Source organism: Anaeromusa acidaminophila DSM 3853, from assembly GCF_000374545.1.
Taxonomy (GTDB): domain Bacteria; phylum Bacillota; class Negativicutes; order Anaeromusales; family Anaeromusaceae; genus Anaeromusa; species Anaeromusa acidaminophila.
The window spans coordinates 126,938-141,980 of record NZ_KB894585.1; the positions used below are offsets into that span (position 1 = coordinate 126,938).

Consider the following 15,043-nt stretch of genomic DNA (forward strand, 5'->3'; position numbering starts at 1 on the left):
GAACCAATTGGCTGAGAATGTACGTGAAGAAATCATTGCCGCCGTTAAGGCGGCAGGTGTAGTGGGAGCCGGCGGCGCCGGCTTCCCTACGCATGTAAAAATCAACGCCAGTGTCGACACCATTCTGGTGAATGGCGCCGAGTGCGAGCCCCTTCTGCGGGCGCATCAGCAGCTTATGGCCAGTGAAAGCCAGGCCATGCTGCTGGGCCTGCGGGCCGTGATGGTGGCTACTGGAGCACAAAAGGCGTATGTCGGGCTAAAACACAAATACGGTCCGGCTATTGAAAGTCTGACAAAGACCTTGGCCGATATGAACGAAAAAAATGTGGAACTGGCGTATTTGCCGGATATTTATCCGGCCGGCGACGAGCAAGTGCTGGTTCGTGAAATTACAGGGCGCATTGTGCCGGAAGGCGGTATTCCCCTGCAAGTAGGGGTAGTAGTCGCCAATGTGGAGACGTTGATTAACGTAGCCAAAGCGTTGCAGGGAGAAGGCGTTACCGAAAAGTACGTCACTATCGGCGGCGCGGTAGCCAAGCCGATAACCATTAAGGCGCCTGTAGGCATGTCTGTAAAGGAAGCCTTGGTTATGGCGGGCGGCCCCACAACCGGTCCTTACGCCATTATTGACGGCGGTCCGATGATGGGAAAACTGATTGAAGAAGACGCGCCAATTACGAAAACAACCGGCGGCTTGTTGGTTTTGCCGGAAAGTCATAGCATTATTCGAGGGCGGCGCTTGTCTTGGGAGCATGTGCTCAATCGTTCCCGCGCGGTTTGCTGCAATTGTCGGGCTTGTACCGATGTATGCCCGCGAAACCTTCTGGGACACGGCTTAGAGCCGCATCGTATTATGCAAGCCATCGGCCACAGCAACAGCGAGCAACCGGATATTCTGCAGCGAGCCATGCTTTGCTCGGAATGCGGCGCTTGTGAAGTGTTTGGCTGTACCATGGGGTTGTCGCCACGCTTGGTAAATGGGTATTTGAAAAAGGAATTTGCCAAACAGAAAGTGCGCAATCCATACCATGAAGCTCCTTGCGCGGTACGCGGGGGCCGTGAATATCGCATGATTCCCACGAAACGCCTTGTGGCTCGGCTGGGCTTGTCGCAGTATGATGTGAAAGCGCCGCTGTTGGCGGAAATGCCGCAGGTACGCAGCGTGAAACTATTGTTATCGCAGCACATCGGAGCGCCGGCAAAGCCGATTGTAGCCGTGGGAGACAGTGTCGCGAAAGGGCAATTGGTGGCGGAGATTCCCGAAGGAGCCGGGCTGGGAGCTAACGTGCATGCCAGTATAGCCGGTAAGGTTGTAAGCATCGACGGCGCCATTGTCATTCAGGCGTAGTAGCGTACAGGGGGAATGAACATGAAGCGAGCCATTGGCTTGTTGGAATTGAAGAACATCACGCGGGGCATTTTATCGGCGGATGCTATGCTTAAAGCGGCTAATGTGGACATGGTTATGGCTCAGCCGCTTTGTCCTGGTAAATATGTGGTTATGGTAGCCGGTGATGTCGGAGCGGTGCAAAGCGCGATTCGCAGCGGCAAGGCGGTAGGCGGCGAAGAAAATGTAGTGGATGAGTTTGTGCTGCCTAACCCGCATGACTCCTTGATTGGCGCTGTGAGCGGCTGCAGCGACGTCCATGAAATTCATGCTTTGGGCGTGATTGAAACCTATTCAGTGGCTTCCGCAGTGGTTGCTGCTGATGCGGCGGCTAAAGCGGCTAATGTCGCTCTTATTGATGTGCGTTTAGCGCGCGGTATGGGCGGCAAGGCGGTTGTGACCTTAACAGGTGACGTGGGCGCTGTCAATTCTGCTGTACGTGCAGGCGCGCATGCCATTGAACATGGCGGATTCCTGGTGGATCAACTGGTCCTGCCTGCGCCGCATAAAAATTTGCACGAAGCATTATTCTAAAACGGACATACCTGCCAAGGAGTGGAAGGGACGGACGAGATGGAACATACGTTACGTGATGTTATCGATCTGGATTTGCTGCAGCAGATACAGGACCGTTTTGCGTTGGCTATGGGGATGGCCAGTATTACTGTAGACCATGAAGGCCCGGTGACGAAGCCGAGCAATTTTACTGATTTTTGCATGAAAAAAACCAGAAATACCACCGAAGGGGCTAAACGCTGCAATGAATGCGATATCAAAGGCGGCCAAGAAGCAGCCCGTACGGGAAAACCGGCGATTTACTACTGCCATGGAGGTTTGATGGATTTTGCCGCTCCCATTGTTGTAGAAGGAAAACAACTTGGTTCCATGCTGGGAGGTCAGGTGCTGCCGCAGCCGCCGGATGAGGAAAAATTTCGCCGGATTGCGGTGGAACTGGGCATTGAACCGGAAGAATACCTAGGGGCTTTGCGGAAAATCCGAATTGTGCCGGAAGAAAGCATACGAGCGGCGGCAGATTTGCTCTACATTGTGGCCAATGCGCTGTCTCGCATGGGGTACCAGCGGTTGAAGGTAATGAAAAGTACGGAATACTTTTTAGACGTTTCCGGAAGCATGGGAAATCGTATTGCCGACGTTTCCGGGCGGGTAGAGGATGTAACGAAGCATGTCTCCTCGCTTGTGGAAAACTCACAGCTGCTGTTGGGCTCTACTTCGGAAACGAAGCAGAAAGTGAAAGACACGGATGAAATCTTGCGCTTTATACGGAATGTGGCCGATCAAACAAAACTATTAGGCTTGAATGCCGCCATTGAGGCGGCGCGGGCTGGCGAAATGGGCCGCGGCTTTGCCGTAGTGGCGCAGGAGGTGCGGAATCTGGCTGGAGTCAGCGTGGATTCAGCGCAAAAAATAGAAGGGATTCTGCAGAACATACAAAAAGGTATGCAGGAAATCGAAAAAGAAATTTCCAACACCGGAGCGATTGTCGAACGTCATCAAGAGTTTATGCGGACTATTTCCGATGCGATTCAGGATCTGGATGGCATGGCGCGCAACGTACAAGCTGCCGCCGACGAGATGAAACTACAATTGTAGGGGGTGCGCAATATGGTTAAACGTATGGTTCTCAATGAAACATCCTATTTTGGCGCAGGCGCTATTGAAGTGATTCCGGAAGAAATGACGCGGCGCGGTTTTTCCAAAGCTTTTGTAGTGACCGATAAGGATTTGGTAGCTGCCGGCGTAGCTGCTCAGGTTACAGCGGTTTTGGAAAAAGCGTCAGTTCCTTTCTCTCTCTATGATGAAGTAAAACAAAATCCGACAGTGGCTAATGTCAATGGCGGCGTGGCTGCTTTTAAAGCGTCCGGCGCTGATTGTATTGTGGCCATCGGCGGCGGTTCACCGATTGATACAGCCAAGGGGATTGGCATTGTGGTGAACAATCCTGAATTTGCCGACGTATGCTCGCTAGAAGGCTGCGCAGCGACTAAAGCCAAAAGCGTGCCGGTCATTGCGGTGCCGACAACGGCGGGAACCGCGGCGGAAGTTACGATTAACTACGTTATTACCGATGAAAAAAACGTCAAGAAAATGGTTTGCGTGGATCCTAACGACATTCCCGTTATGGCGGTCGTAGACCCGCAGCTGATGACTTCTATGCCTAAAGGACTGACGGCGGCCACTGGTATGGATGCGCTAACTCATGCGATTGAAGGGTATATTACCCAGGGCGCTTGGGATATGAGCGATATGTTTGCGTTGCAGTCCATTAGCCTGATTGCTAAGCACTTGTCTACGGCTGTAGAACAGCCTGCTAATGTGGAAGCCAGAAGCGGCATGGCCTTGGCGCAATATGTGGCTGGTATGGGTTTCTCTAATGTCGGTTTAGGCATCGTGCATTCCATGGCGCATCCGCTGGGAGCGCTCTATGATACGCCTCATGGCGTTGCTAATGCCTTGCTGCTTCCTTATGTTATGGAGTACAACGCTCCGGCATCTGGAGAAAAATACAGAGAAATTGCTCGCGCTATGGGTGTTCAGGGTGTGGATGCAATGGAGCAGGATGCGTATCGCAAAGCGGCTGTAGATGCGGTAGTAAAACTGTCTAAGAAGATTCGGATTCCTCAAAAACTGCAAGATATCGGCGTACAGGAAAAGGATCTGCCTAAACTGGCCGCCGCTGCCTTTGCCGATGTTTGTACGCCTGGCAATCCTCGCGAGACGAATGAAAAAGAAATTCTTGCTTTGTATCAGAAGGCGTATTCTTAGGCCGTTGGGGGCCGCCGCGACGCCTCACGGGGACGGCGCGTCACGATAGGACCCATTCGACATGCAAAGAAGAAGAGTCGGCAGGTTTCTGCCGGCTCTTCTTCTTTATTTTAAGCGCTTTTGGTATCTTTTGGAGCTTTGATAGCGGCTGGCCCTTCGTCGCCAGTACGGATGCGCACGGCATTGGCCAACGGTTGGATAAAGATTTTGCCATCTCCGAGTTTGCCTGTTTTCAAGATTTCTTTAGCGGTTTTGACTACCGTTTCTACCGGTACTTCGCAAACAACAATTTCCACTTTGATTTTTGGCAGCAAGTTTACGGAATACTCGGAACCGCGGTATACTTCTACATGGCCTTTCGTTAGACCGCTGCCGAAGATTTGACTGACGGTCATGCCGGTAACGCCGATTTTATTCATGGCTTCTTTGAGTTCGTCCAACTTGGCGGGACGGGTGATGATTTCCACCTTAGTAATAGGTTCCATGTGTATTCCTCCTTTTTGGGGAACAAAAAAATCGCTCCACTGCCAATCAAAACGATTGTCAGAGGAACGACCATTGTTCCGAAACATATTCAAACTATGTTTATAATTATAGCGGCACTGCGGTGATAAAGCAAGCTATTCCGTTCTTGACGAATGAGAAAAGTGTTGGTATACTGACCTCAATTTCATAAATCTATGACTGAGGTGCCGCTAATTGCGGAGAATAGGGAAGTCGGAGCGGCTTAAGCAAAGGCCGTGTACGCGCGGGCCCGCCACTGTACCGGAGAGAGCTTGCCAGATGCCACTTGCGCCGAAAAGTTGCAGGGAAGGCGGCAATGTATCGATGAACCGGGAGCCAGGAGACCTGCCTCAGATCAGGAAGACCTTGTTGGATACAAAGGCTTTTTAGGATTGCTTCCGCTTCCTAAAAAGCTTTTTTTATTAAGGTAAGGGGTCTTCCGGAAAGAGAGGGAGTAAATGATGAGTTTGTTGCAAGAAACCCTAGAGAAAATTGAAAAGCCCGATGCGGCAGCGTATGAAATTGTCAAAAAAAGCTTGGCTCAGAGCGTATATCCTGCGGGGATGCTGGGGCGTCTGCCGGAGATGGCGGCGACCTATGCAGCGGCTATTGGGAACGCAAAGCCGCAGGAACTAAAGGCTTGCATGGTGATTGCTTGCGCGGATCATGGCGTAGCCCGGCGTTCTGTCAGCGCTTATCCCATAGAAACAACGGCGCAGATGACAATTAACTATGTGGCGTCGAAGGGCGCCAGCGCCAATGCATTTGCTAATTTTTGCGGGGCGGATATGGTAGTTGTTGATGCAGGCGTAGCAGTGGAGCTGCCGTCTTATCCCGGGCTTTGGGAGCGAAAAATTGCCTATGGAACGGAAGATTTTACGCAGGGGCCGGCCATGACGCAGGAGCAGGCTGTAAAAGCATTGGAAATTGGTATTTCGATTGTGCAGGAAAAAGTGCAAGAAGGATATCGCTGCTTTACATTAGGGGAAATGGGTATTGGCAATACAACCAGCAGTGCTGCTATTGTAGCGGCTATATCCGGCGAGGACCCGCTGCAAACCACCGGGCGGGGCACGGGTATTTCTGATCAACGTTTGGCGGACAAGCGCCAATATGTCCGGCAAGCGCTAACGGTCAATCAACCCTGGGGAACTAACGGGCTGGATGTTTTACGCAAGGTTGGCGGCTTTGAACTGGGCGTGTTGGCGGGAGTGGTACTGGGGGCTGCGGCGCACAAGTGCCTGGTAATTGTTGACGGGTTGAACACCACGGCGGCGGCCTTGGTGGCGCAAGGTATTCATGCTGACAGCGCCTCTTATTTATTAGCTTCCCATTTGTCTGGAGAACCGGCTCATCGTATTGCCTTGCGTCAGCTAGAGTTGGAGGCGTGCGTGGATTTGGGAATTCGCCTTGGAGAGGCGATAGGGGCCTCGTTGGTGGTGGATATGCTGCAGATGGTTTTGGCTATGCTGCAAGACGCCTACGCAAGTGCAGAGGAGGGATTGGCGTAATGAAAAAGGAACAAACGATCGAACAAATTATTGCGTCAGTAGGTCCGATGGATGCAGCGGCGCTAGAACGCTGCCAAACGCGCTTGGACAATTTGACTAAGCCGTTAGGAAGCTTGCATCATTTGGAGTTTTTAGCGTTAAAGCTAGCGGGTGTAACAGGACAGCATCGTCCGGCATTATCTCAGAAACAGTCAATTTTAGTAGTGGCGGCGGATCATGGTATTGCGAAGTCGCTGTTTGAAGAGGAGAAGACAACGGCCCAGCGTGTAGCAGACGCCTGCCGGTTAAACAGTCCTCTGCGCAGTTTTGCAGCGAAAAATTCTGCCGAAGTGATCGTGGTGAATGCTGGGCTGCGTGAAAAAATTATTCATGAGCAGGTGCTGCAGGCATCCCTGGCTTTGGGGACCTGCGATTGGCGTCAAGGACCGGCGCTGGAGCAAGACATGGTTGTTGAAGCTCTTTGTTTAGGGGTTTCTCTGGCGCAAGCGGAGGCGGACAAAGGCGTGCGGATTTTAGGTCTAGGCAGTATTGCCAAAGGAGGTATGCTTTCTGCCTTGATTTTGCTAGCTGTTTTAGGCGGAGGAGTTCCCGCTTCACTGCGAAAGCAAGCGACTGTAAGCGAAAAGATCGCGAAGCAATTGGTCTTGGTGGAAAAAGCTTTTGCTTCGTATAATGGCGAAACAGAAGCAAAAGCCGTATTAAGCCGTTTTGGAGGTTTGGAAACGGCCGTTTTATGTGGGGCGATTTTAGGCGGAGCAGCTAGAGGCATGTTGTTGGTTCTTGACGGGCTTGAGACGGCTGCGGCTGCCTTAGCGGCGGCGCAAATGCAGCCGTTGGTAAAGAACTATCTGATTGCGCCACATGTTGCTGCGGAACCTGGATTTCAGGAAATGTTATTTTTGCTGGGGCTGCCAAGCTACTTGCAATTGCAGTTGCAGCAAAGCGAAGGTATTGGCGCTGTACTGGGAATGTCTCTTTTGCGGGCGTCTTTGCATATGCTGAATGATATGAGAACCTTTGGAGAAGCGGCTGTGGCGGTGGCCCAAGACGGGCCGGGGGCTGAGCGGCAGAGTCATGCAGTACGAGACTAAAAACACTGAAAAACATAGGAACGCAGCACTAGCTTAATGAAGAAATGCGGGCAGGATTGTCTAAGGTTGACGGCGAATTTTTATTATACCTGTTATAAGTGTAAATATTTTAGTATGCCTTTAAAGGAGGCGAAACCATGGAAACGCAATGTGAAAAAATGTCGATGGCGTGGGCTATGACTTGTTTTTCCGCTGAGGAAGCGGCGAAGTGGATGGGACGGCTTACGTTGGAAGTACAAACTAAGTGGCTGTTGGCCTTAGACGAGTTGTCTCCGGAAATGTTGCCGGAAGAGATCCGGGAGAGTTGGCAAGATTTTTCCTCGTTGCGCATATTTGGGCAACCGGTTCGGCAATTAGGGGCGGTATTGATGGCGATGGCCCTGCGCCGGGGAGACTCGGAAACATTGCGTCTCATGGACCGTTTAGAGGAACTTCGTCCGGGAATCCGCAGCCGCATGCGCTCGCATGTTTTGTTTTTTGAGGAACTTCAGGGGATGCGGGATCGCGATCTCCAAGAGGTACTGCGGCGTGAAGGTCTGCATCCGTCTCTTTTGTTTGGGACTAGCGAAGAATTGTGCGCGAAGCTGTTGCGCAATGTTTCCCGTCGGGCTGCCTCGGATGTGGCGAATACGCTGCCGCCGCCGGAAAAACGGGAAGAATCAGTGGCTGTGCGCCAGCGCAAGGTGGCATTTGCACAAGTTGTGTTGTCCTTAATGGAATCAGGCGATATTTTAGGTCCGGCTCATGTTTTAACCAAAGAGGAAGGCTGGCAGCTTTTGGAGTTGCGTAATGAAGCTTCCGGCTGGCTTAAAACTAGAAGCGATGAAGAATTGGCTTCGTTTTTACGAGATCGCCTGCAATGGGTGGATGTGGCGATCTTGTTGAGGTTAAGCAGCGGCGCGGAAGCCAAGCTGCTGCAAGAGGTGCTCGACGAAGCCTCTTGGAATATGCTGCAGGAATTGGTGGAAGCGGAAACCGAAGCAACCACTAGTAGAGGCTTAGACGGTCTGCGGCGCATGTGCCGGGAAATTCGGCGCGACGCAGAAAAGAACGAAGAAGAATAAGCAAAGTATGAAATTTAACTATAAAAAAGCTGCGGCGACTTGGAAACAAGTTGTCCGCAGCTTTTATTGTAGTGACGTTGAAGACGAACCGCGAAATACACGAAAGACGCGGAATGGTTTTTAAACCATAACCCTCATCGTACCTTCAGTTACTCCGGTTCTCTTGTTTGGTTTTTATCAATGGCTTTTTCCAAAAGAGCAGATTTTTTTCTTTTAATTCTGAGCGGGTAGCTTCTTTGGGCCAGAGCTCGTGTACGGAGTCTTCGCGCATGGCGGCGGCCAAATGGTCGTAAATAGATGGGTTTTGTGAAGCCAGAGAAGCGATGAGTTCCTTGGTGGCTTGGCGTTGCGTTTTGCCGTTAAAAGGGCAAGGGTTGGGGATGGGTTCTTGACCGTGCAGCGTCCAAGCGTCGCGCAGTTCCGCTTCGCGGAAAAAAAGCAAGGGGCGAATCACAGTGACGCCGCTGCGCTCCAAAATCGTCTTCGGTAGGAAGGTGCCGATTTGTCCGGAATGGAGCAGGTTCATCAGCAAGGTTTCTACGGCGTCATCGTGATGGTGGGCATAAGCGACTTTTTGAAAGCCGTGTTCGGAGGCAAAGCGGTTAATGGCGCCGCGACGGAAAAAGGCGCAAGTAAAGCAAGGATCTTTTCCTTGGTTTTCTTCAATGATGGAGGCAATATCCGCCTGAATAAAATGAAAGGGAATATCCAGTTTGGCGCAAAAAGAGGCTAATGTTTCCTGCGGGAAGTTTGGAGCAAAGCCGGCGTCGAGAGTCAACGCCGCCAATTGAAAAGGTTTAACCGATACTTTTTGCAGCGCTGCTAGGGCAAATGCCAAAAACAAGCTGTCTTTGCCGCCGGAAAGGCCAATAAGGATGCGGTCCCCTTCCTCAATTAGATCGAATTCAAGGACGCCCCTTAACAGGCGGCTGAAGTAGGCTTTCGGCAAGTTGTGAATTGTCGTCGTCATTCGCTATCGTACCCTCCGGTTACTCCGTTACTCTTGTTTGCTTTTCTTTATTATACAGCCTGGCGTCAAGGTACGGGGTTACGGAAAAGGCTGGAATAAGGTATAATAAAACTAATTGCATTTTTTGCAGGTAAACCAGAACGAGGAGTGTTGATTCGATTATGGCGAAACCGATTTATGCTATTGGACATCGCAATCCGGATACGGATTCGATTTGCGCTGCCATTGGCTATGCGCATTTAAAGCAAGCGTTAGGGGAAAATGTGGTGGCGGCTCGGGCTGGCAAAATTAATGCCGAAACGAAGTACGCCTTAGAACAGTTTCGCCTGGAGGAACCGCTGCTCTTGCCGGATCTCAATCCGCGGGTAAAAGATATTATGTGTACCGATTATCTTTCGGTGGCGCCGGAAACGACGCTGCGGGAATTAGGAAAGCTGATGCAATGCGGCAATGTCAAATCGGTGCCTGTTGTAGTAGGGGATAATCAACTGGTCGGTATTTTATCTGTGAGCGATTTGGCAAAATTGTATTTTAATGAGCTGCAGATGCCGGATGATTTGGCGGAAAGCGGCGTAGACTATGCTGCAGTGCAGCGGGTGCTGGACGCTAAAGTTCTTTGCGGCGATGATTTGCTGAATCGTACCTTGGCCGGGCGGGTGCGGATTGCCTCGGGAACGTCGGCGGCGGTATCTCGCGTTATTAAGGCGGGAGATATTGTTTTGACGGCGGATCGCCGGGAAGCCCACTTGTCTTGTTTGGACCTGAACGTAGGCGCTTTGGTGGTTACCGGAGACTATGCGGTGGATGAAGAAGTTTTGGCAAAAGCCAAGCAGCAAGGCGTACTTGTGCTGCAAACGGCTTATGACACGTATACTTCGGCGCGGCTGATTAATCAGAGTACGCCTGTACGGGCGATCATGCAGGCCAAGGTGCTTTCTTTTAAACCTACCGATTTGATTAATGACATCACAGGACCCATTGCCGCGACGAACTACCGGAACTATCCGGTAGTAGAAAATGGCCGTTTGGTAGGCCTGGTGGATCGGGATAAGCTGATTATGCCGGAGCCGGAGCGGGTTATTTTGGTGGACCATAACGAAACAGCGCAAGCGGTGGAAGGTATTGAAGAGGCGAAGATTCTGGAAATCATCGATCATCATCGTTTGGGCGGTTTGACGACAAGCGAGCCTATTCTAATTCGTCAGGAACCGGTAGGCTGTACGTCAACCATTGTAGCCAATATGCATTGGAATTTGGAAATTGACATTCCTAAGGATATTGCCGGCGTGCTCTTGTCCGCCATCATTTCCGATACGGTGCTCTTTAAGTCGCCTACGGCGACTGCTGTGGATCGAGCGGCTGCAGAAAAGCTGGCGGCCATTGCCGGAGTTTCTTTGGAAGAGTACGGCATGGCGATGCTGAAAGCGGGTTCCGGGCTGCAGGATATGACACCGCCGGAAATCACGCAAACTGACTTGAAGGAATTTCGGATGGGCGATTACCGCATGACCATTGCGCAACTGTCGGTGATGGATGTGAGCGAGGTATTGGCGCTACGGCAGGAACTGCTGCACAGTATGGAGCAGACCCGGGCCAAGGGCGGCTACGATATGGCGCTTTTGATGATTACCGATATATTGACTGAAGCAACGCATTTGGCCTATGTTGGGCAGCCGGTGGAGTTAATTGAGAGAGCTTTTGGCAGCAAAGGCGAAGATCAGGTAGTGTATTTGCCAGGGGTTATGTCGCGGAAAAAGCAAATTGTGCCTCCGCTGACAGAAGCGGCCAAAGTATAAGCTGAGCGTGTAAAGTAGTAAAAACAAGTTAGCGGCGGACCAACGTCAACGTAGAGTAGACGTTGGTCCGCTCTATCAATGTAGGAGTTGTGTTATATAGTGTGGATTTTACTGACAGGATTGATTTTTGGATTAGGGGCGGTACTGCTGGTGTCGCAAGGGAATCCAGGGAACTACGGCTTTTGCGCAGCTTGTCATTTGCGCGATATTGCCGGTGCATTAGGCTTACATAAGGCGGGGACGCTGCAGTACGCACGGCCTGAAATTCTGGGGATTATTTTAGGCGCTGCGGTTATGGCGGCTTTTCGCGGCGAACATCGTGTGCGCGGCGGTTCGAAACCGCTGATTCGCTTTTTCTTAGGCATGGTCATGATGATCGGAGCCTTGGCGTTTCTTGGCTGCCCCCTTCGGGGCATTCTGCGTTTAGCCGGCGGCGATTTGAACGGCTTAACCGGCTTGGCCGGATTTGCCAGCGGCATTGGCGCAGGCATTTGGTTTTTGAAACGGGGCTATAATTTGGGCCGCTCTCATTCGCTCGAGAGCAGTGCCTGGAAACCGGCTGGCTATGCGACTCCTTTGGCGGCTGTCGTGTTAGCAGTGCTTGTTTTTGTCGGCGGCGCTGGCGTATTGGCCTTTAGCAAAAGCGGCCCAGGGTCCATGCATGCCCCAATTGTGATGAGCTTGGTTTTTGGGTTGCTGGCTGGGGTGGCGGCGCAAAAAACGAGAATGTGTCTTTCCGGCGGGATTCGAGATTTCATTTTGGTGAAAGATACGTACTTGCTAAAAATTTATGGAGTGTTATTTTTAGCCGCCTTGGCGGGTAATATAGCTTTCGGCTTTTTTAAACTTGGTTTTGATGCGCAGCCGTTGGCGCATACCATGCATTTGTGGAATTTCTTGGGCTTGATGCTGGTTGGCTTGGCTGCTACGTTAGCGGGAGGCTGTCCGTTGCGGCAGTTGATTCAGGCTGGCGAGGGAAATCTGGACGCCGCTGCCTGCGTGCTGGGCATGCTGGCGGGAGCGGCAGTGGCGCATGGTTTGAATACGGCGGGAAGTCCGGCCGGGTTGGCTTGGAACGGGCAAGTTGCGGTAGTGGCTGGCCTCGTTGTCACGGCGGCCATCGGCTATTTGCATTGTAAAGAAGCGGTCTAAGGGGGAATTTATGCGATGAAGAGTCTGGACATGAGAGGTCTTAGCTGTCCTATTCCGTTAATGAAAACGAAAGAAGCCATGGATGCCGGGGAAGTGGACATTGAAGTCTTGGTAGACGAACCGGCAGCTTGGGAAAATATTGGAAAGCTGGCTGCATCTCAAGGTTGGAAGTGGATTTGTGCCGCCGGAGAGAGCGAATGGACGCTGACACTGCGCAAAAATGGCTAAAAAGGCGAAGGAGAGCTTGGAATCCTGGCGTTAAGCGTCATTTTTTGCTATACTATATAAGTTAAGGCAGACCGATTCTTAGGAGAAAAGAGGAGACACGATGCCATATTGGGTAATCACGTTTCCTTCGGTGTATCAAGCGTATCGGGCGGAAAAATTGTTGACCCAGGCAGGCTTGTCTGGAAAACTGATCGCCGTACCGCGACAGCTAAGCGGTTCTTGTGAAGGTTTGGCGTTGCGCCTGGACTCGGAAGAAGCGGCGCGCCAAGCGGTGGAACGTTTAAAGCAAGCCGGAGTGCCATTGTTGAAGGAAGCGTTTTCGATTGCAGAATGAGGAGGACAAAACGTCATGAGCCAACTGTTAGAAGGTCTTAATCCAGCACAAGCGGAGGCGGTGCGCCATACAGAGGGGCCGTTGCTGATTATGGCTGGTGCCGGTTCCGGCAAGACGCGGGTTTTGACCTGTCGGATTGCTTACTTGTTGGAGCAGGGCGTGGCGCCTTCCTCCATCCTAGCTATTACCTTTACAAACAAAGCCGCCCTGGAGATGAAAGAGCGGGTTAATAAAATGGTGGGAGATGTGTCGCGTCATTTATGGCTCAGCACCTTCCATGCTTTTTGTGCGCGCTTTTTGCGGCTAGAAATTGAAAGCTTGGGTATGTACAATCGAAATTTCGTCATTTATGACGCTGGCGATACGCTGGTGTTGATTAAAGAATGCTTGAAAGAGCTTAATCTTGACGACAAGCAGTATATTCCCAGAAGCATGCAAGGTTTGATTTCTAATGCGAAGAACGCCCTGCAAGATGCTGGGGAATATGCTCGAAATGCCGATAATTTCCGCGCTAAACAGGAAGCGGAACTTTATGAACTGTACCAAAAGAAATTAGTACAAAATAACGCTCTTGATTTTGATGATCTGCTGCTCTTGGCGGTACGCATTCTGGAAACAAAGCCGGATGTGCTACAACGCTATCAGACGCGGTTTTCTCATATCTTGATTGACGAATACCAGGATACCAACCGGGCGCAGTATTTGCTGGCTAAACACTTGGCGGCGCATCATCGCAATCTATGCGTAGTAGGCGACGCTGACCAGAGCATCTATGGCTGGCGCGGTGCGGATATACGCAACATTCTCGATTTCGAACGGGATTATCCAGAGACGAAGGTCATCAAATTGGAGCAAAATTACCGTTCTACCGAAGTGATTTTAGAAGCGGCCAATGCCGTTATTGCCAACAATTCAAACCGCAAGCCGAAAGACCTCTGGACGGATATCGCCGGCGGTGAGCCTATCACCTGTTATGAGGCGGTAGATGAGAGGGATGAGGCGCGCTTTGTAGCGGAAAGCATTCAAAAGCATCGCAAAGATGAAAGCCTGCCCTATGGGGATATGGCGATTTTGTACCGTACCAATTCCCAGTCCCGCGCTCTTGAAGAAGGCCTGATGAAACATGCCATTCCGTATGTCATGGTGGGAAATGTAAAGTTCTATGACCGTAAAGAAATCAAGGATATTATCGCCTATTTGCGAGTGCTCTATAACCCCAACAGTTCGCAGGACTTGCTGCGCATTTTAAATGTGCCTAAACGCGGCATTGGCGATACGACGGTCTCTAAACTGACTGATTATGCAACCCGTTCCGGTATGACGCTCTTCGAGGTCATTTCCAATCCGGATCTGGAGACCGGCGTGTCTCCTCGGGCGCGCAAACATTTAGATGAGTTGGCAGGCTTGCTTTTTGATTTGATGGGCCGTACGCCGACGGTATGCACCTATGACTTGGTGAAAGCCGTTATGGAAGAGTCCGGCTATGTGGCGGAACTGCAGAAAGACGAAAAAGGCGAAGACCGGCTGGAAAATCTCCAGGAATTATTGACGGTGGCGCGGGATTTTGCGATTGGCGATATGGAAGACAACCTGGAAAACTTCCTTACTCGCGTAGCCTTGGTATCGGATGTGGATGACGCCGAATTGGGCGACGGGCGGGTTACGCTGATGACCCTTCATGCAGCGAAAGGCTTGGAATTCCCCGTAGCCTTTTTGACGGGGCTGGAAGAAGGCATTTTCCCGCATGCGCGGACGTTGATGAATGAAGCGGAAGTGGAAGAAGAACGGCGCATTTGCTATGTGGGCATCACGCGGGCGCAGAAAAAACTCTATGTGTCCCATGCCATGAGTCGCAATATCTACGGGCGCAGTACGCAATTTCCTCCGTCTCGGTTTTTACAGGAAATGCCGGAAAGCGGCCTGGATCACCAAAGCGGGCGGGCTCGCTTTGCAGCGGCTAAAGCGGCGTTACCGCCTCGGCCGGTGGTGCCTTTGCATCGCGGAGGTTCGTTGGGATTGGCGCCGCATACGCAGGCGCGCGACAGTGAAGCGACGCATGAAGTATGGCGGCCCGGGGATAAGGCGAAACATGGTAAATGGGGCGTAGGTACCGTTGTCAGCGTTAGCGGCAGCGGCGAGGATCAAACATTGAAAGTGGCTTTTGAGGGGCAAGGCATTAAGACCTTGGCTGTAAAATTCGCCCCGATCAGCAAAGCATAGTA

General features: G+C 51.5%; 14 protein-coding genes and 1 riboswitch. Of the genes, 12 read left to right on the plus strand and 2 right to left on the minus strand.

What is annotated here, in order from left to right:
* Positions 1–7 precede the first annotated feature (7 nt).
* The 4 genes from C508_RS0104215 to fucO are packed head-to-tail and all read left to right on the plus strand — an operon-like array spanning position 8 to position 4,171.
* On the plus strand, positions 8–1,348 hold the full coding sequence (locus C508_RS0104215; RefSeq protein ID WP_245553713.1) for a 4Fe-4S dicluster domain-containing protein: 1,341 nt from the start codon (positions 8–10) through the stop codon (positions 1,346–1,348).
* 21 nt (positions 1,349–1,369) lie between these two features.
* A complete protein-coding gene (locus C508_RS0104220; protein ID WP_018702301.1) occupies positions 1,370–1,921 on the plus strand; it encodes a BMC domain-containing protein in 552 nt (183 codons plus the stop codon).
* Between the two features lie 39 nt (positions 1,922–1,960).
* Complete coding sequence (locus C508_RS20800) at positions 1,961–2,998, plus strand: PocR ligand-binding domain-containing protein (protein ID WP_018702302.1); 1,038 nt, start codon at positions 1,961–1,963, stop codon at positions 2,996–2,998.
* 12 nt (positions 2,999–3,010) lie between these two features.
* Positions 3,011–4,171 (plus strand): lactaldehyde reductase, encoded by a 1,161-nt coding sequence (gene fucO / locus C508_RS0104230; RefSeq protein WP_018702303.1) that lies wholly within the window; start codon positions 3,011–3,013, stop codon positions 4,169–4,171.
* Positions 4,172–4,281: 110 nt separating this feature from the next.
* Here fucO and C508_RS0104235 read toward each other — a convergent pair whose 3' ends face one another.
* Positions 4,282–4,656: a P-II family nitrogen regulator gene (locus C508_RS0104235; protein WP_018702304.1), complete on the minus strand. Its 375-nt coding sequence runs from the start codon at positions 4,654–4,656 to the stop codon at positions 4,282–4,284.
* A gap of 185 nt (positions 4,657–4,841) precedes the next feature.
* A riboswitch (cobalamin riboswitch) is annotated at positions 4,842–5,042 on the plus strand.
* A 91-nt stretch (positions 5,043–5,133) separates the two neighbouring features.
* Here C508_RS0104235 and cobT point away from each other — a divergent pair.
* The 3 genes from cobT to C508_RS0104250 all read left to right on the plus strand — a co-directional run bounded on the left by cobT (position 5,134) and on the right by C508_RS0104250 (position 8,341).
* Complete coding sequence (gene cobT / locus C508_RS0104240; RefSeq protein ID WP_018702305.1) at positions 5,134–6,186, plus strand: nicotinate-nucleotide--dimethylbenzimidazole phosphoribosyltransferase; 1,053 nt, start codon at positions 5,134–5,136, stop codon at positions 6,184–6,186.
* Positions 6,186–7,277, plus strand: a complete 1,092-nt coding sequence (locus tag C508_RS17800; RefSeq protein ID WP_018702306.1) for a nicotinate-nucleotide--dimethylbenzimidazole phosphoribosyltransferase — start codon at positions 6,186–6,188, stop codon at positions 7,275–7,277. The genes cobT and C508_RS17800 overlap by 1 nt, the downstream gene beginning before the upstream one ends.
* A 137-nt stretch (positions 7,278–7,414) precedes the next feature.
* Positions 7,415–8,341, plus strand: a complete 927-nt coding sequence (locus C508_RS0104250) for a FliG C-terminal domain-containing protein (RefSeq protein ID WP_018702307.1) — start codon at positions 7,415–7,417, stop codon at positions 8,339–8,341.
* A 145-nt stretch (positions 8,342–8,486) separates the two neighbouring features.
* On the opposite strand, the gene C508_RS0104255 is transcribed toward C508_RS0104250, so the two are convergent.
* Positions 8,487–9,311 carry a tRNA 2-thiocytidine biosynthesis TtcA family protein gene (locus C508_RS0104255; protein WP_018702308.1) on the minus strand — a complete coding sequence of 275 codons (825 nt, stop codon included), beginning with the start codon at positions 9,309–9,311 and terminating at the stop codon, positions 8,487–8,489.
* Between the two features lie 161 nt (positions 9,312–9,472).
* On the opposite strand from C508_RS0104255, the gene C508_RS0104260 reads away from it, so the two are divergent.
* The 5 genes from C508_RS0104260 to pcrA all read left to right on the plus strand — a co-directional run bounded on the left by C508_RS0104260 (position 9,473) and on the right by pcrA (position 15,041).
* Positions 9,473–11,107, plus strand: a complete 1,635-nt coding sequence (locus C508_RS0104260) for a putative manganese-dependent inorganic diphosphatase (RefSeq protein ID WP_018702309.1) — start codon at positions 9,473–9,475, stop codon at positions 11,105–11,107.
* Between the two features lie 99 nt (positions 11,108–11,206).
* Positions 11,207–12,259 (plus strand): YedE family putative selenium transporter, encoded by a 1,053-nt coding sequence (gene yedE / locus C508_RS0104265; protein ID WP_018702310.1) that lies wholly within the window; start codon positions 11,207–11,209, stop codon positions 12,257–12,259.
* 15 nt (positions 12,260–12,274) lie between these two features.
* Complete coding sequence (locus C508_RS0104270; RefSeq protein ID WP_018702311.1) at positions 12,275–12,487, plus strand: sulfurtransferase TusA family protein; 213 nt, start codon at positions 12,275–12,277, stop codon at positions 12,485–12,487.
* Between the two features lie 100 nt (positions 12,488–12,587).
* Positions 12,588–12,821, plus strand: coding sequence for a putative Se/S carrier protein (locus tag C508_RS0104275; RefSeq protein WP_018702312.1), 234 nt, complete (start codon positions 12,588–12,590; stop codon positions 12,819–12,821).
* A gap of 15 nt (positions 12,822–12,836) precedes the next feature.
* Positions 12,837–15,041, plus strand: coding sequence for a DNA helicase PcrA (gene pcrA, locus C508_RS0104280; protein ID WP_018702313.1), 2,205 nt, complete (start codon positions 12,837–12,839; stop codon positions 15,039–15,041).
* Positions 15,042–15,043: the final 2 nt, after the last annotated feature.